Origin of the sequence: Rhodococcus sp. NPDC057014 (assembly GCF_042673295.1) — a bacterium.
In the GTDB taxonomy this organism is placed as follows: domain Bacteria; phylum Actinomycetota; class Actinomycetes; order Mycobacteriales; family Mycobacteriaceae; genus Rhodococcus_F.
Genome location: NZ_JBHUSF010000214.1, coordinates 1 through 15,547 on the forward strand (window position 1 = coordinate 1; position 15,547 = coordinate 15,547).

15 protein-coding genes are annotated in these 15,547 nt (G+C 69.3%); 2 read left to right on the forward strand and 13 right to left on the reverse strand.

Annotation, left to right across the window (positions count from 1 at the left end; all coding sequences use genetic code 11):
- From ACFTZB_RS30945 to ACFTZB_RS30955, 3 genes are all read right to left on the reverse strand, one after another.
- A partial coding sequence (locus ACFTZB_RS30945; RefSeq protein WP_378437310.1) for a glycosyltransferase family 2 protein occupies window positions 1–393 on the reverse strand: 393 nt, incomplete at its 3' end.
- On the reverse strand, window positions 386–1,453 hold the full coding sequence (locus tag ACFTZB_RS30950) for an NAD-dependent epimerase/dehydratase family protein (protein ID WP_378437312.1): 1,068 nt from the start codon (window positions 1,451–1,453) through the stop codon (window positions 386–388). The genes ACFTZB_RS30950 and ACFTZB_RS30945, both read right to left, overlap by 8 nt.
- Window positions 1,450–2,256 (reverse strand): S-methyl-5'-thioadenosine phosphorylase, encoded by an 807-nt coding sequence (locus ACFTZB_RS30955; protein ID WP_378437314.1) that lies wholly within the window; start codon window positions 2,254–2,256, stop codon window positions 1,450–1,452. The genes ACFTZB_RS30950 and ACFTZB_RS30955 overlap by 4 nt, the downstream gene beginning before the upstream one ends.
- A 20-nt stretch (window positions 2,257–2,276) precedes the next feature.
- Between ACFTZB_RS30955 and ACFTZB_RS30960 the strand changes: the two genes are divergently transcribed.
- Window positions 2,277–3,689 carry a hypothetical protein gene (locus ACFTZB_RS30960; RefSeq protein WP_378437316.1) on the forward strand — a complete coding sequence of 471 codons (1,413 nt, stop codon included), beginning with the start codon at window positions 2,277–2,279 and terminating at the stop codon, window positions 3,687–3,689.
- Between the two features lie 36 nt (window positions 3,690–3,725).
- On the opposite strand, the gene ACFTZB_RS30965 is transcribed toward ACFTZB_RS30960, so the two are convergent.
- From ACFTZB_RS30965 to ACFTZB_RS31005, 9 genes are all read right to left on the reverse strand, one after another.
- A complete protein-coding gene (locus ACFTZB_RS30965; protein ID WP_378437318.1) occupies window positions 3,726–4,394 on the reverse strand; it encodes a hypothetical protein in 669 nt (222 codons plus the stop codon).
- Between the two features lie 85 nt (window positions 4,395–4,479).
- A complete protein-coding gene (locus tag ACFTZB_RS30970) occupies window positions 4,480–5,124 on the reverse strand; it encodes a methyltransferase domain-containing protein (protein WP_378437320.1) in 645 nt (214 codons plus the stop codon).
- Window positions 5,125–5,135: 11 nt separating this feature from the next.
- Complete coding sequence (locus ACFTZB_RS30975; protein WP_378437322.1) at window positions 5,136–5,648, reverse strand: hypothetical protein; 513 nt, start codon at window positions 5,646–5,648, stop codon at window positions 5,136–5,138.
- Between the two features lies 1 nt (window position 5,649).
- Window positions 5,650–6,900: a molybdopterin-dependent oxidoreductase gene (locus tag ACFTZB_RS30980; protein WP_378437324.1), complete on the reverse strand. Its 1,251-nt coding sequence runs from the start codon at window positions 6,898–6,900 to the stop codon at window positions 5,650–5,652.
- Window positions 6,901–7,024: 124 nt separating this feature from the next.
- On the reverse strand, window positions 7,025–8,230 hold the full coding sequence (locus ACFTZB_RS30985) for a low temperature requirement protein A (protein WP_378437326.1): 1,206 nt from the start codon (window positions 8,228–8,230) through the stop codon (window positions 7,025–7,027).
- A 104-nt stretch (window positions 8,231–8,334) separates the two neighbouring features.
- Window positions 8,335–9,222, reverse strand: a complete 888-nt coding sequence (locus ACFTZB_RS30990) for a carbohydrate ABC transporter permease (RefSeq protein WP_095862930.1) — start codon at window positions 9,220–9,222, stop codon at window positions 8,335–8,337.
- Window positions 9,223–9,225: 3 nt separating this feature from the next.
- Complete coding sequence (locus ACFTZB_RS30995; RefSeq protein ID WP_378437329.1) at window positions 9,226–10,248, reverse strand: carbohydrate ABC transporter permease; 1,023 nt, start codon at window positions 10,246–10,248, stop codon at window positions 9,226–9,228.
- A 13-nt stretch (window positions 10,249–10,261) separates the two neighbouring features.
- Window positions 10,262–11,527 (reverse strand): ABC transporter substrate-binding protein, encoded by a 1,266-nt coding sequence (locus tag ACFTZB_RS31000; RefSeq protein ID WP_378437331.1) that lies wholly within the window; start codon window positions 11,525–11,527, stop codon window positions 10,262–10,264.
- Window positions 11,524–13,209 carry a glycoside hydrolase family 13 protein gene (locus ACFTZB_RS31005; protein WP_378437333.1) on the reverse strand — a complete coding sequence of 562 codons (1,686 nt, stop codon included), beginning with the start codon at window positions 13,207–13,209 and terminating at the stop codon, window positions 11,524–11,526. The genes ACFTZB_RS31000 and ACFTZB_RS31005 overlap by 4 nt, the downstream gene beginning before the upstream one ends.
- A 184-nt stretch (window positions 13,210–13,393) precedes the next feature.
- Between ACFTZB_RS31005 and ACFTZB_RS31010 the strand changes: the two genes are divergently transcribed.
- Window positions 13,394–14,410 carry a LacI family DNA-binding transcriptional regulator gene (locus ACFTZB_RS31010; protein ID WP_378437335.1) on the forward strand — a complete coding sequence of 339 codons (1,017 nt, stop codon included), beginning with the start codon at window positions 13,394–13,396 and terminating at the stop codon, window positions 14,408–14,410.
- A gap of 2 nt (window positions 14,411–14,412) precedes the next feature.
- On the opposite strand, the gene ACFTZB_RS31015 is transcribed toward ACFTZB_RS31010, so the two are convergent.
- Window positions 14,413–15,492, reverse strand: a complete 1,080-nt coding sequence (locus ACFTZB_RS31015) for an ABC transporter ATP-binding protein (protein ID WP_378437337.1) — start codon at window positions 15,490–15,492, stop codon at window positions 14,413–14,415.
- Window positions 15,493–15,547 lie beyond the last annotated feature (55 nt).

A 15,547-nucleotide genomic window follows, 5' to 3' on the forward strand; every position in this document is an offset into this window, starting at 1 on the left:
GTGGCGGGGTTTGCCCACCCGGGTGTGCCGCGGCCAGGTCCCCCGCCGCCCCCCCCGGGCGTGGCGGGCGCCCGAGCCCGGGGGGGCCACCAGCCGGGGGAGGTCGCCGGGGTCCATCGAGCCGTCGCCGTCCAGCACGCAGACCACCATGGTCTGCGCCGCCAGCACCCCGGCGTGCACGGCGGAACCGTATCCCGGGACGGGCTCCCGCACCACCGACGCTCCGTGGGCGGCCGCGACCGCGGCGGTGTCGTCGGTGGAGTTGTTGTCCACCACCACCGTCCGGTAGCCGGGCGGCACCGCGGCGAGCACGCCGGGCAGGGAACCGGCCTCGTTCAGGCACGGGATCACGACGGTGACGTCCCGCGGCGAGATCGGCGCGCGCTCAGACACGGGGAGGTCCTGCCGGCGCCGCGTCCCTCAGGGGTGCGTGCGCGAACGCCGCGATCCCCTCGGCGGGCATGATCTGCGCCCGGAACCCCAGTCGCTCCCGGGCCAGCCGGGGGTCGGCGACGATGTGCCGGACGTCGCCGGGGCGGTACTCGCCGGTGACGACGGGTTCGGGGCCGCCGTACGAGCGCGCGAGCGCCGCGGCCACCTCGCCGATCGTGATCGGTTGTCCCGAACACACATTGAACGCCGAGAATCCCGGCAGCGCCGCCTCGATCGCGGCCGCGTTCGCCGCCGCGACGTCGTGCACGTGCACGAAATCCCGAGTCTGCCTGCCGTCCTCGAACACGCGCGGTGGGTCACCGTTCTCGAGGGCGGAGCGGAACATCGCGGCCACCCCGGAGTACGGGGTGTTGCGCGGCATGCGGTCGCCGTACACGTTGTGGTAGCGCAGCGCCGTCACGGAACCGCCGGTGGCCAGTGCCCAGGCGAGGGCGTAGTGCTCCTGGGCGACCTTGGCCGCGGCGTAGAGACTCCGCGGCCGCAGCGGCGAATTCTCCTCCACGAGAGCCCACTCCAGGGGTTCACCCGTGTCGGGGTCCGTCTCGTCGAAGATTCCCGCGTCCAGGTCGTCGACGCGACGGGGTTCGGGTTCCACGAACTCGCCCCGACCGTTGCGGTACCGGCCCGCCCCGTAGACGACCATCGACGACGCGAGTATCAGCCGACGACAACCCGACTCGTGCATCGCGGCGAGCAGCGTCGCCGTGCCGAGATCGTTGTGGCTGGCGTAGGCGGGGGCGTCACTCACATCCACGCCGGCGCCGACGACGGCGGCCTGATGACACACGACGTCCACGCCGCGCAGCAGTTCGAGCAGCGCGGGCAGGTCGCGGATGTCGGCACGCCGCACACCGTCCGGTGGTTCGGCGCCGGAGCCGTGCGCGGACGGAAGCAGTGCGTCGACGGCGACGACGTCGTGACCTGCCTCGATCAGCGTGGTGTGGACGTGACCGCCGATGAAACCGGCTGCGCCCGTGAGGAGTACGCGGGTGTCGGTCATGGCAACTCGATCGGCAGCGCCACACCCTCGTGGACCCGGCAGGCGTCGCAGGGGCCTTCGGGGGCGGCGGCGATCGCGGACTGCACGAGTGCCTTCAGTGACCCGAGGTTGCGCTGGAACTCGGCGAACACGTCCACGGCCCGCACCCCGTCGCCGGCCTCGATTCCCGCATCGAGATCGGTGACCAAAGCGATGGTGGCATAGCACATCTCGAGCTCTCGGGCGAGCACCGCCTCGGGATGGCCCGTCATGTTGACGAGGGTCCAGCCCTGCCGGGCGAACCACAGGCTCTCGGCGCGGGTCGAGAACCGCGGTCCCTCGACCACCACCAGCACACCGCCCTCGACGGTGCCCGGCCGGGCGGCGGCCTTGCGCAGGTCGGCGCAGTACGGGTCGGCGAACTGGACGTGGACGCCGCCGCCGTCGAAGTACGTCTGCGCGCGGCCGCTGGTGCGGTCGACCAACTGGTCCGGCACGACCATCGCACCCGGCCCCAGGTCCGGGGTGAGGCTGCCGGCGGCGCAGGGTGCGAACACCCGCTGCACGCCGAGTGTGCGCAGCGCCCACAGATTCGCGCGGTACGGGATGGTGTGGGGAGCGAATTGGTGCCGGGTGCCGTGGCGGGGGAGGAACGCCACCGTCCTGCCCTCCACGTCGCCGACTGTGATGGGGGCGCTGGGGCTGCCGTACGGAGTGTCGAGCGTGACTTCCGCGGCTCCCTCGTCGAAGAACGAGTAGAAGCCGCTGCCCCCGATCACGGCGACGTCCGCGCGGACCGGGTCGGGTGAACTCGTTGCGGTCATACGCTCCATCCTCCGTCGTTATGCTGGGCGCGAGTGCGACTTTCGGCGAAGGAGATGACGTCATCGGATCCCCACAGCGCACCGGCGAGCGGAATTTCCTGTACCGCGACGTCGCCGGCGCCGGGCTCGCCCTGGTCCTCGTGGTGGTTGCGTTCGTCGTCCCGTACCTCGGAAACGAGACGATCACCCCCATCGTCAACCGGACGGCGGAGAGTGTGCGGGATTTCGCGGACGCTGCGCCGCTGTTCGGGTTCCGCGACGTGCATTTCGGGTGGGGCAGCCCGGTCGCCGTCGTCGTCGCGGCGGCGGTCGTGGTGTGGGGTCCCGGGCTGGCGCAGACGCTGTCGTGGCGGCGCCTCACGGTCGGGGTGTGGCTCGGGTCCGCCCTGTGGGCGATGGCGCTCGCACTGGTCGACGGCTGGCGGCGCGGCTTCGTCGACCGCCTGACCTCCACCGACGAGTACCTGCACGAGGTCCCCGGTGTGACGGACATCCCGGCGACGCTGCGGGGCTTCGCCGACCGGATCCTGGATCTGCAGCCCGATTCGTGGACCACCCACGTGTCCGGGCACCCGCCCGGTGCACTGCTGGCGTTCGTCTGGCTCGACCGGATCGGACTCGACGGCGGCGCCTGGGCGTCCGCGTTGTGCGTCGCGGTCGGGTCGAGCGCCGGTGCCGCGGTGATTGTCGCCGTTCGCGCGCTGGGTGACGAGGCGACGGCCCGCCGCGCGGCCCCCTTCCTCGTGCTCGCCCCCGCCGCGATCTGGGTGGCGGTGTCGGCGGACGCACTCTTCGCCGGCGTGGTCGCCTGGGGGATCGCCCTGCTGGCGCTGTCGGCGACCCGCGCCGTCCGGTACCCCCTGCCCGTCGCCGTGGGCGCAGGGGTGCTGCTCGGATTCGGCGTCTACCTCAGCTACGGGCTCACACTGATGGCGATTCCCGCGGTCGCCGTCCTGGTGATCGCGCGCGTGGCCCGGCCGTTGGCGTTCGCACTGATCGGCGCACTCGCGGTGGCCGCGGTGTTCACGCTGTGCGGATTCTGGTGGTTCGACGGCTACCAACTGGTGCAGGAACGGTACTACCAGGGCATCGCGTCGGACCGCCCCTTCGCCTACTGGGGCTGGGCAAACTTCGCGTCGCTGGTCTGCGCGGTGGGGTTGGCGGTGCCCGCCGCACTGCCCCGGACGTTCGCCTGGTCGCGGGTGCGGGCGCGCTCGCCGGTCCCCGTCCTGGTGCTCGCCGCGCTCCTCGCGGTGGTGATCGCCGACCTGAGCGCGCTGAGCAAGGCGGAGACCGAGCGGATCTGGCTGCCGTTCGAATGGTGGCTCCTCGCCGCCCCCGCGCTGCTGCCGCGCGGTAGCCATCGGTTCTGGCTCGCCGTGCAGGCCGCCGGCGCGCTGGCCGTCAACCATCTGTTGTTCACCAACTGGTGACGGCCGGCGCATCCGGGTTTCCTGTCGGTCCGACGGTCACGTGGTCGCGATCGTGATGGTGGCGATCCCGACCAGAAGGCCCGGCGTGACGGCGTCGGTCTTGAACGTCTCGTTCAGCAGGCCGGCAGCGTCCGCCGAGATCTTGACCTCGGTGCCCTGCAGGATCGCCGTGTCGTTCGGTCCTGTCTGCAGCGGCTTCAGCGTGCGGCCGTTGAGATCGAACAACACGGCGTCGGTCGCCGCGGGTGAACCGTTGACGCTCACGTCTCCGGTGAGGAGCGACGTGCCCGGATCGATCGTGAAATCGGTCAGTTCGACGACCGTGCCGGGTGCCGCCAGCGACAATCCGCTGCCGTCGTGCATGATCTCACCCTGGACATAGGGATCGACCGTGCCGGGTTCCCAGTACTTGACGTTGCCGCCGGTGATCGGGAAGCTGACCGATCCGTCGGCGAGGGTTGCCGAGCCCACCACTCCGGGTGTGAGGCCGAGCGTCGTCAGCGCCCCGGTGAAGCCGGGATCGAGTGCGACGGCGGTACTCACCCCGGTCAGGTTGTCGACCTGGGCGACGGGTGCCGGTTGGGAGGATGCTGCTGCGCTCATATTGGAGGATGCACTCGAATCGTTGCTCGAGCACGCGACCAGCGGAGTCAGTGACAAAGCGCCGATGGCCGCGGCCACGAGCGCTTTTCGATAGTTCGACATGATGATCAGACAACCTTTCCGGAGGAAGGGGAGGGTGGATGTTCACTAGGTATTCGGCGCTACTTCGCCGGCGGATGGGAACTTCTCACGCCCATTCCATCCGCGCGAAGTGCCGATTCGCATGCTGCAGAACATCGATCACTTCTAGTCCGGCCACACGCGCGACCTCCGACACGGCGGCCACACCCACACTCGCCCAGGCGAACCAGTCTCCGGCGAGATGCTCCGTCTCCCAGCGCAGTAGTTCACGGCGCACCCCCGCCGTGGTCGGCGGATCCACCTCGGCGATCACAATTCCGCGCGGTTGCAACAGCTCTCGAGCGCGGCTGAGCACGCGGACGGGTTCGCCGCCGATGCCGATGTTGCCGTCGGCGAGCAGCACGCGGTCCCAGTTCCCCGACCGCGGAAGTGGCGCGAAGATGTCGCTGTGCACCGCCACACCGCCGCGGCGGATCGTGAGTTGCACTGCCGTGACGGAGGAATCGACGCCCAGGGCGTTGCCGCCCGCGGACACGAGCGCGGCAGTGAGCCGGCCCGGTCCGCACCCGAGATCGATGGTCGCACCGTGACATCCCGCGAGCATCACGCGGTCGGCCATCCGATCGGCGAGGGACGCCGAGTCGCCGCCCATCCACCGGTCGAGCGGCAGGGCGCGCCGTGTTCCCCGCGCGTCACGCACCCAGCACGGGAGCCCCGCCGACGCCCGCCGCAGCAGGAGGTCGGTGGTCATCCCGGGCTTCCTCATGGCCGGCTCACCGCGTCGCCGTCCTTGCGGGACAGCGAAAGTCGGGCGGCATAGGCAAGGGCCGACAATGCGAAGAACGCGGCGCTGAGCAGCAGCCAGCGGTCGAGATACGGTTCCTGCGTCAACCCTGTCGCGGCAAGATACGCGTCGGCGCCCTGCTCGATGATCCCCGGCAGGAACAGCAGCAGCGTCAGCCCGGACGCGAGCGCCGGCACGCGAATGTAGTTCAGCGCCGGAACCGTCCGGGACCGCGAACGTCTCCGCCCTCGCACCGCGTCCAGCCCCGACGTCAAAGACCGGTCGGCGAGTGCGTACAGCGGGAACAGCACGAGGTCGTGGGCGATCACCGCACCGAGGAACCACACGGCGATCGACTTCCACCACACGTCCGGATTCCACAGATTCGGCAGACCCACCACCGAGACCGCGTACCCGGCGAGGGCGAACGTGAACAGCACGGCCAGCAGATGCAGCGGGTCGGCTCCGTAGACGCGGGCGAATCGGCGCATCTCACGACTCCCGGAATTCGATGGACTGCACCCACTTGGTGTTGTGGACGCCGGGCAGCGCGGGGACGATGATCCGCGCGGGATAGCCGTGGTCGAGGGAGATGTCCGCGCCGTTCACCTCGAGGGCGAGCAGGGCGTCGGAGTCGCGCACCTGATCGGCCGTGAGCACCGCCTGATTGAACGCCCCGGACCGCTCCAGCGACGTCACCTTCGCCGAACCGAACGCCGTCACCCCCGCGACGTCCGCGAGGTCACGCAGTCGCACGCCCGTCCACGTCTCGAGGGTGGACCACCCCTCGACGCACGCGATCGGGAGGGACGCGGTGTGCGACGGCATCGCGCGTAGCTGATTTCGGCTCAGCTGCACCGGTGTCGCGCCGCCCGTCACCGACAGTCGCCAGGTGTCGCCGGTCTGCTCCGGGGTGATCTGCGCGGCCGCGGCCGTCCTGTTGATCTGAAAGTCGTTGGGGCCGTCGCCGTACGAGCGTCCGCGCGGCAGGAGTAGCGCGGCGCCCCGCAGGAACCCGCCGGTGGTCTGCCCGACCGACAGGACCGCGACCAGTGCGGCGCCGCCACCGACCAGGGCGAGGGCGCCGCGCCTGCTGATCGTGGCCGGAGTGGGATCCTGGGCGACGAGGCCGTTCTCGTCCGCCGGTTCGGGCCGCGTGTCGGCGCGGGACGTGCGCAGCATTTCCCGGAACGAGCGGGACCGCAGCGACCGCACCATGAGCGGCACCTTCAGGACCGTGTGTGTCACGAACCCGGCGATGAAGACCCACGCGCCCCAGTAGTGGGCCGTGTAAAAGTCGAAACCGAAGATGTAGTCGTACTGGATGTTCAGGACGCCGGTGATGATCTCGAACAGCGCACCGCCGACCAGGGCGATCAGCGACAGCCGTTCGAGGGCCTGCGCCGGCGACCGTACCGGCGGGAACACGAACAGTTTGGGGATCACCGACCACAGTTTGGCGAGCACGATCGGCACCAGGACAAGTCCGAGCCCGACGTGCAGACCCTGCGTGAGCCGGTACAGCCACGACGGCCGGGTGGGCCACGCGAAATACGGGAGGTGCAGCCAGCCGACGTCGCCGGGGCGGGCCTGCCCGAACTGGGGCCCGTACGCGATGTAGGAGAGCAGTCCGGTGACGATGACGACGGGCAGCCCGATGAGCAGTACGAGTCCGAATACCGAGGTCAGCCATGGTCCGCGCAGTGGACTGCGGAGCCGTGGGCCGCGCGAGTGGTCGGTCATCGTGATCAATCCCTCCGGCTCGATCGTCTCGAGCCTCAGAGGTGATTCGGTACCGCCGCCGTGCAGGACGGGTATGCCCTTCGGGCCCGTGAGTAGTTATCAACCGCCGGGCGTTGACAAGTACTCACGGGTGGCGGTGCCGGATCTCGTCCCGGGGCTGGTCGTAGCGAACCATCTCGTATCCGATCATCGCGAGCAGAACCGCGGTCAGCACGCCGAGGGTGGCGAGCGCGGGGATGTGCCAGACGACGGGGAGCAGCGCGATCAGCACGACCGCCGTCACGACGCGCGGCACGGTCACCGACCTCGTCGCGTACGCCTTGAAGGCGACCAGCGCGAGAAGGTACAGCGCCGCGCCACCGAACAGTGCCACCAGCGGCCAGCCGTACAGCGGATCCACCAGCCGGTGATGGTTGCCGTCGCCGACGTACGACAGGATCTTCTTCAGACCCAGCGACAGCATCACGATCCCGATCACCATCGGCAGGTGGATGAAGCTGTAGCAGTTGCGGGCGATCTTGATCTGACGTGCACCGGTCGCCTCCTCGAACGCGTGCTCCACCGCCAGGGACGTGACGTCGAAGTACGACCACCACAGCAGTCCCGACACCGCGAGCCCCAGGAGGGACGCGACGATGATCGCCCACGAGATCGGCAGGCTCGCGACGCCGATGCCGATCGACACGATCGACTCGCCCAGCGCGACGATGACGATGAGCCCGTGCCGCTCCGCGAAGTGGCTGACCGACCGCAATCGCCAGTCGGTCCCGCCGACCAGCGTCCCGAGGTAGTCGCCGGTGAGGGCCAGGATCCACATGACGGTCTGCGCGGTGCCGGTGAGCTGCGACGCGACGAGCAGGAACACGGTGCCGGTCAGCATGCTGGGCGCGAAGCGGAGCACCTGGCCGCGCAGTTGCGGGTCCTCGCGGCTGACCACCCAGAACATCACCAGATGCAGGAGCCGGACGACGAAGTAGCCGAGGGCGAAGATGACGGGTCCGTCGAGTCCGCCCGCGAGGTCGTCGAAGGCCTCGGGGATGGTCAGCGCGGTGACGAACATGGCGCCCATCGCACCGAACATCACGACCCGTACGATGCCCTCGTCGGCGCGCACGAGGTTGCAGAGCCAGGCGTACCCCACCCAGCTCCACCACAGCACGGCCATCACGAGGGCGCCGCGCAGCAGATTGACGCCGGTGGGGTCCTCGGCCATCAGGTCGGTGACACGGGTGAGCGCGAAGACGAAGACGAGGTCGAAGAACAGTTCGAGCGGCGACACCGACGCTCGCTCTTCGACGAGACGGGGACGCAGACGATGGGCGAAGGTCACGGGAAGAATGCTGCCACCGGAAGGTGGCCCGGCAAAACCCCCGTGAGTACTTGTTAACGTCGGGCGGTTAACAAGTACTCACGGGCGGCGGAGCCGCACGCACGCTACTTGACGCCGCCCGCGGTGAGGCCCGACACGATGCGGCGCTGCAGGAGCAGCACGATGATGACGAGCGGGATGGTCACGACCGTTCCCGCGGCCATCACGGACGTGAACGGTTCCTCGTGCGGTTTGCTTCCCGCGAACTGGGCGATGGCGACGGTGGCCGGCTGGGTGATGTCGTTGGACAGCTGACTGGAGATCAGGTATTCGTTCCACGACGCGATGAAGGCGAGGATCGCGGTGGTGAACAGTCCCGGTGCGGCCAAGGGCAGCAGCACCATACGGAACGCCTGCCGTCTGCTGGCCCCGTCGATCCGGGCGGCCTCCTCGAGTTCCCACGGCAGTTCCTTGAAGAACGCGGTGAGGGTGTAGATGGTGAGGGGCAGCACGAACGAGATGTTCGGGATGATCAGCGCCTGGTACGTGCCGAACCAGCCCATCGACGTGAACAGCTGGAACAGCGGTGTCAGGACGGCGACACCCGGGAACATCGACGCGGCCAGGATGATCCCGAGGACCGCGTGTTTGCCCCGGAACTGCAACCGCGCCAGCGCGTACGCGGTGCCGACCCCGACGATCAGTCCGATCGCGGTGGTGACGGCGCCGATGATCGTGCTGTTGACGAGCGCCCGGGCGAAGTGGTTGCCCGCGTCGGTGGAGAACACGTTCGCGAAGTTGTCCAGCGTGACGTGGGTGGGCCACGGGGTGGTGTCGAACGTGTAGTCGGAGTCCCGGAAGGCGGTGACCACCATCCAGTAGACGGGGGCCAGACCCCAGACGACGATCACCGCGAGGCCCGCGTAAGTGCGGATCGACGCGAGCGACGGTCCCCGGCGCCTGCGCGCCACCGTGGGCCGGGGAATTCCCGGTGTGACGACTGCTGTGGACATGGGTCAGGCCTTTCGCTGCTGCTCTTGGGTGTCGATCACGTTGACGCCCATCACCTTCACGAGGACGTAGGCGACGGCGAAGATGAACAGGAACGTGATCGTGGAGAGGGCGGACGCGCTGTTGAATCCCTGGCGCATCTGGTCGATCACGAGGATCGACAGTGTGGTGGTGGCGGTGCCGTCGCCGCCACCGCCGCCGGTGAGGATCGCCGGGAGGTCGTAGATCCGCAGGACGTCGAGGACGCGGAAGAGGACCGCCACCAGGATGGCCGGCTTGATGAGGGGCAGCGTGATCGAACGGAACCGCTGCCACGCGCCGGCGCCGTCCATGCGCGCCGCCTCGTACACCTCGGCGGGCACCATCTGCAGTCCCGCGAGGATCAGCAACGCCACGAACGGGGTGGTCTTCCAGGCGTCGGCGATCACGACGGCGAACCGGGCGGGCCATGTGTCACCCGTCCACAGGATGTCCGTGCCGAGCAGTTTGTTGGCGATGCCGTCGTAGGCGAAGACGAAGTACCACAGTTTCGCGGTGACGGCGGTCGGGATCGCCCACGCGACGAGGATGCTGGTGCGCAGCAGTGCCCGGCCGCGGAACGCCCGGTTCATGATGGTGGCGAACCAGAGTCCCAGCGCGACCTCGATGGTGACGGTGACGACGGTGAAGAACACGGTGACCCACATCGACTGCCAGAACAGCGATCCGAGGGTGCCGCCGGGGCAGGACACGGAGGTGCCGGTCGTGTCGGTGCACCGCTGGAACAGCCAGTGCGTGTAATTCGACAGTCCCGCGAAGCCCTGGTCGACGAATTTGCCGGTGGCGGGGTCGATGGTCGGGTCCTTGAACAGCGACATCACCATCGCGCTGACCACCGGGTACAGGACGACGATGCCCAGCAGGATCATGGTCGGCAGAACGAGGAGCATCGCTGCCTTGCTGCGTCCCTTCCGGGGCGGTGGCGGCGCGGGCGAATCCGGTTGGGGGACGGCCGCGGTCGTCGGTTCCGAGAGTTCGTGAACGGTCATCGGCTTGTCTCCTCTAGGACCCGGCCGCGGCGATCGCGGACTGGATGTCGGCGGCGGCCTGGTCCACCGTCTTCTCGCCCTTGATCGCGGCGTACGCGTTGTTCTGCACGGCCCGGGTGACCGCGGGATAGAACGGGGTGACCGGGCGGGTCACGGCGTTCTCGATGGACGTCTTCAGGGTGGGGATGTACGGGTACTGCTCGATCAGTTCCGGGTCGTCGTAGACGTCGGTGCGGACGGGGGCGAGCGATCCCTGCGAGAGGAAGAACGCCTGCGACTTCTTCTCCAGGAAGAACTTCAGGAAGTCCGACGCCGTGGCCTTGTGTTCGGAGTACACGTTGATCGCGGCGCTGTGCCCGCCGAGTGTCGAGTGACCGGGCCCGTTCTTCCCCGGCAGCGGCGCGACGGCGAACTTGCCGGACACCGCGGAACTGCCCTGACCGTTCATCAGGCTGTACGCGTACGGCCAGTTGCGCATGAACAGCAGGTCGCCGCTCTGGAATGCCTGCCGGGCCTGCTCTTCCTGGAACGTGACGGATTCGCGGGGGATCGCACCCGAACGGTAGGCGTCGACGAGCGACTGCAGCCCCGCCTTGGCTTCCGGGGTGGTCATCGTCGGGGTCACGCCGTCCGGTCCGAGGATCGACCCGCCCGCCGTGTTGATGGCCTCGGACGCGTTGACGGTCAGGCCCTCGTACTTGGCGTACTGTCCTGCGTAGCAGCCGATTCCGGCCTGTTGGGCCGTCCCGCACGCGCCGATCAGCTCGTCCCAGGTGGCGGGCGGGTGATCGAGCAGGTCGGTGCGGTAGTAGAGCAGGGCGCCGTCGCTGGTCTGCGGCGCCGCGTACAGGACGCCCCCGTACGTGGCCCCCGCGACCGTCGCGGGGAGCAGCCCGGACGTGTCGATCGCCATCGGCCCCTCGAGCGGTTGCAGCCACCCGCGGGCCGCGAATTCCGCGGTCCACACGACATCGACGACGGCGACGTCGTAGCCGGAATCGCGGGACTGGAAGTGCTGCACCAGGTCCTCGTGCTGCTGGTCCGGTTGGTCGGACTGCTCCTTGAACGTCACCTCCTCACCGGGGTGGCCGGCGTTCCACTCGTCGATCAGCGGCCGGACGACGTTGGAATTGTCCTTGCCCTGCACGTAGGTGATGGGTCCGCGGCCGTCGAGGTTCTGCTTCTCCGCCTGCGCGGCGGCGTCGATGCCCTGATCGGCGCAGGACGTCGCCGCGAACAGGACGCCGACGGCCACCGCGGCGGCGGCGACGCGCTTCATCGTGATTCACCCGAGCCCGGTTCCGACAGCCACACCGCGGCGTCGGACGGGAGCGGTCCGCCGGTGAGGCCGGCAATCGAACCGAGTACCACGGTCGAGCCTTCGGGAAGTGCGGCCGGTTCGGTGCCGGTGTTCACCCAGCACTGCACTGCGCCGCGTGCGAATGCGAGAACGCCGGGGGGAGTGTCGAGCCACTCGACGGGATGCGGGGTGTCGAAGAACTCGTGCCGCAGTTCCAGCGCCGCGCGGTACAGCGTGAGGAACGACTCGGGGTGGCCGGCCTGCGCTTCCGCGGTGTGCGGGGCCCAGTGCCCCGGCTGCGGAAGCCAGGTGTCCTCTTCCGCGTCGAACGGGGAGAAGCCGTACGGCACTGCGTCGTTCGACCACGGGATCGGCACCCGGCAGCCGTCGCGGCCGCAGTCGGTGAAGCTGGTCTGGAACCATGTCGGATCCTGCCGGACGTCGTCGGGAAGGTCCTCGACCTCTTCCAGTCCCAGTTCCTCGCCCTGGTAGATGTACGCGGTGCCGGGCAATGCCAGCTGCAGCAGCGCCGCGGCGCGGGCGCGGCGCCTGCCCAGGTCGTGGTTCGGCTCCTCGAGCGCCCAGCGGGCTCGCTCCCAGTCGGTTTCGACGAGGTGGTCGGGCTGCGAGCGGGAGTAGCGGGTGACGGTGCGGGGCACGTCGTGGTTGGAGAGCACCCAGGTGGCGGGGGCGCCGACGGTGGCCGCCTGCTCGAGCGCGTCGTCGATCACGGCGCGAATGCTGTCCGACCGCCACGGGGCGCGCAGGAAGTCGAACTGGAACGCGGTGTGGAGTTCGTCGGGGCGCAGGTACCGGGCCAGCCGGTCGTTGCCGGGAACCCAGGCCTCGGCGACGAATACGCGGTCGGAGTAGGCGTCGGCGACGGCCCGCCAGCCCCGGTACACCTCGTGGACGGCATCCTGGTCCCACGCGGGGTGCGGGTCGGTGTGCTGCGAACCGGGAAGGCGCTCACCGGCATCGGGCAGTGCGGGATCCTTGGCCAGGCCGTGGGCGACGTCGATCCGGAAGCCGTCGACGCCCTTGTCGAACCAGAACCGCAGGATGTCCTCGAATTCCGCGCGGACCTCCGGGTGCTCCCAGTTCAGGTCGGGCTGTGCGGGGGCGAACAGGTGCAGGTACCACTCGCCGGTGTCGAGACGGCTCCACGCGGGACCGCCGAATGCGCTCTGCCAGTCGTTGGGCGGCTCGTCGCCCGCCGGGCCGCGGCCGGGCCGGAAGATGTAGCGCTCGCGTGCCCCGGGCTCGTCGCGGAGGGCGGCCTCGAACCAGCGGTGCTCGCTGGAGGTGTGGTTGGGCACGATGTCGAGGATCACGCGGATCCCCAGCTCGTGGGCCTCGGCGATGAACGCCTCGCCCTCGGCGAGCGTGCCGTACGACGGCTCGATGTCGCGGAAGTCGGCGACGTCGTAGCCGGCGTCGGCCATCGGCGACGGGTACCAGGGGTTGATCCACACGGCGTCGACGCCGAGGTCGGCGAGGTAGGGCAGCTTGGCACGCAACCCGGTGAGGTCGCCGATGCCGTCGCCGTTCCCGTCGGCGAAGCTGCGGATGTAGACCTGGTAGACGACGGCCGTCTTCCACCAGGCTTCGGGGTGCCGGCTCGCGACGGTGGTTGCGGTCGACTCCACGGACTGGGTCATCGAATCTCCTCGGTGCGGGGGATGGGATGGGCGAATGTGATGCGTAAACGTTTGCGTAAAGAGCGTGAGGCACATCACAGGTTGCTGTCAACTCGAACAGGGTGATTTCTTTTCCGCACTTCAAAGACGTGTGATCGATGAGGGATCTGCGCAAATATTTGCGTTGCTCGCCTACTGTGGGAACGTGATCCCCAAGCAGTCCGTGAACATGGCCGACGTCGCGCGCCGCACCGGCGTCTCGATCGCCACCGTCTCCCGTGCGCTGCGCGGCGAGAAGGGGGTGTCCGAAGCGACGCGGCTGCGGATTCAGCGGGTCGCCGACGAGTTGGCGTACGTCATCTCGCCCGAGGCGTCGAAGCTGTCGGGCGGCGCGACGGGCCGGGTGGCCGTCGTCGTGCCGTGGATCGACGCCTGGTTCTACTCACGGATTCTCGCCGGCATCGAGCACGAACTCCGTGCCGCCGACCTCGACGTGATGCTGTACTGCCTCGAGGAGTCGTCCCAGCGCGAATCGTTCTTCGAACGACTTCCGTTGCGCCGCAAGGTCGATGCGGTCATCGCCGTGGCGTTTCCGCTGACCGGGCCGGAGCGGGCGCGGCTCGAGGAGATGGACGTGACCGTGGTGGTCATCGGCGCGCACGCCGGCGACTTCCCGTCCGTCCGGATCGACGACGAACTGGCCGCGCGCCAGGCCGTCGGCCATCTGATCAGGATCGGCCACACGCGGATCGGCATGATCCGCACCGTCGACCCGGAAGGGCAGTCGTGGGAGGGCGACATCGCCCGGGTCGCGGGTTTCCACGGTGCGCTCGCCGACGCCGGACTCGACGACGACTGCATCGCGACCGTGCCCTGGGGCGTCGAGGGCGGCGAGCGGGGCATGGAACTGCTGCTCAGCCGGGCCGACGTGCCCACCGCGGTGTTCTGTCATTCCGACGAGGTCGCCGTGGGAGCACTACGCACGCTGCGACGAGCGGGGGTACCCGTCCCGGCCGGGATGTCGGTGATCGGCATCGACGATCACCCGACGGCCGAGCTGGCCGACCTGACCACGGTCCGGCAACCGGTGGGAGAGCAGGGAGCGGCGGCGGGCCGGGTGGTCGTGGACCTGCTGAGCGGGCGGGAACCGGCGGAACGGGCGGTCGTGCTCCCGACCCACCTGGTGGTCAGGGGCTCGACCGCCCGTCCCGCGGAACTCTGAGGTCAGCGCACCAGGCGCTCGCCCGCCGCGTCGGTGGCGAAGAGATGCGCGTGTGCCTCGTCGACGCGGACGTGCACGACCTGGCCCTTCTCGGGTGGGTTGCGCCAGTCGACGCGCGCGACCAGGTTCTCGGTTCGTCCGTGGACGGTGGTGCGGCCGAACACGAATGCCTCGGAGCCGAGCTCCTCGACGACGTCGATCTCGAGTTTCAGCCCGCCGGAATCGGCGATCTCGACGTGCTCGGGACGGATCCCGAAGATCACCTCCCGGCCCGCCGCCGCGAGCGCGTCGCGGGGGACGGGCACCAGCTGGTCGCCGATCAGCACGCCGCCGTCGGCGACGGGCACGGTGAACAGATTCATCGACGGTGAGCCCATGAACCCGGCGACGAACACGTTCGCGGGCCGGCGGTAGAGCTCGCGGGGGGAGGCACATTGCTGCAGCACGCCGCCCTTGAGGACCGCGACACGGTCGCCCATCGTCATGGCCTCGACCTGGTCGTGGGTGACGTACACGGTGGTGGTGCCGAGGCGGCGCTGGAGTTGGGCGATCTGCGTGCGGGTCTGCACGCGCAGTTTGGCGTCGAGGTTCGACAGCGGCTCGTCCATCAGGAACACCTGCGGCTGCCGGACGATGGCGCGGCCCATGGCAACTCGCTGCCGCTGGCCGCCGGAGAGGGCCTTGGGTTTGCGGTCGAGGTAGGCGCCGAGGTCGAGCATGTCGGCGGCCTCCGCGACACGGGCGCGGATCTCGGACTTGTCGGTGCCTGCGAGTTTCAGGGCGAAGCCCATGTTCTCGGCGACGGTCATGTGCGGGTAGAGCGCGTAGTTCTGGAAGACCATCGCGATGTCGCGGTCCTTGGGTTCGGCGTGCGTGACGTCGCGGCCGCCGATCAGGATCTGGCCGCCGTCGACGTCCTCGAGTCCGGCGAGCATCCGCAGCGACGTGGATTTTCCGCAGCCGGACGGGCCGACGAGGACGAGGAATTCGCCGTCCTCGATGTGCAGGTCGAGTTGATCGACGGCGGGGACGTCGGACCCGGGAAAGAGCCTGGTCGCGCGGTCGTACGTGATTGTTGCCATGAGAAATGAATCCCTCCACCGGCAGGAACGTGCCGGACGATCCGAGTGTCAGGGG

Coding starts and splice junctions, on each gene's coding strand:
- ACFTZB_RS30950 (WP_378437312.1), bottom strand. CDS start 1,453: ATGACCGACACCCGCGTACTCCTCACGGGCGCAGCCGGTTTCATCGGC.
- ACFTZB_RS30955 (WP_378437314.1), bottom strand. CDS start 2,256: ATGACCGCAACGAGTTCACCCGACCCGGTCCGCGCGGACGTCGCCGTG.
- ACFTZB_RS30960 (WP_378437316.1), top strand. CDS start 2,277: ATGCTGGGCGCGAGTGCGACTTTCGGCGAAGGAGATGACGTCATCGGA.
- ACFTZB_RS30965 (WP_378437318.1), bottom strand. CDS start 4,394: ATGTCGAACTATCGAAAAGCGCTCGTGGCCGCGGCCATCGGCGCTTTG.
- ACFTZB_RS30970 (WP_378437320.1), bottom strand. CDS start 5,124: ATGACCACCGACCTCCTGCTGCGGCGGGCGTCGGCGGGGCTCCCGTGC.
- ACFTZB_RS30975 (WP_378437322.1), bottom strand. CDS start 5,648: ATGCGCCGATTCGCCCGCGTCTACGGAGCCGACCCGCTGCATCTGCTG.
- ACFTZB_RS30980 (WP_378437324.1), bottom strand. CDS start 6,900: ATGACCGACCACTCGCGCGGCCCACGGCTCCGCAGTCCACTGCGCGGA.
- ACFTZB_RS30990 (WP_095862930.1), bottom strand. CDS start 9,222: ATGTCCACAGCAGTCGTCACACCGGGAATTCCCCGGCCCACGGTGGCG.
- ACFTZB_RS30995 (WP_378437329.1), bottom strand. CDS start 10,248: ATGACCGTTCACGAACTCTCGGAACCGACGACCGCGGCCGTCCCCCAA.
- ACFTZB_RS31000 (WP_378437331.1), bottom strand. CDS start 11,527: ATGAAGCGCGTCGCCGCCGCCGCGGTGGCCGTCGGCGTCCTGTTCGCG.
- ACFTZB_RS31005 (WP_378437333.1), bottom strand. CDS start 13,209: ATGACCCAGTCCGTGGAGTCGACCGCAACCACCGTCGCGAGCCGGCAC.
- ACFTZB_RS31015 (WP_378437337.1), bottom strand. CDS start 15,492: ATGGCAACAATCACGTACGACCGCGCGACCAGGCTCTTTCCCGGGTCC.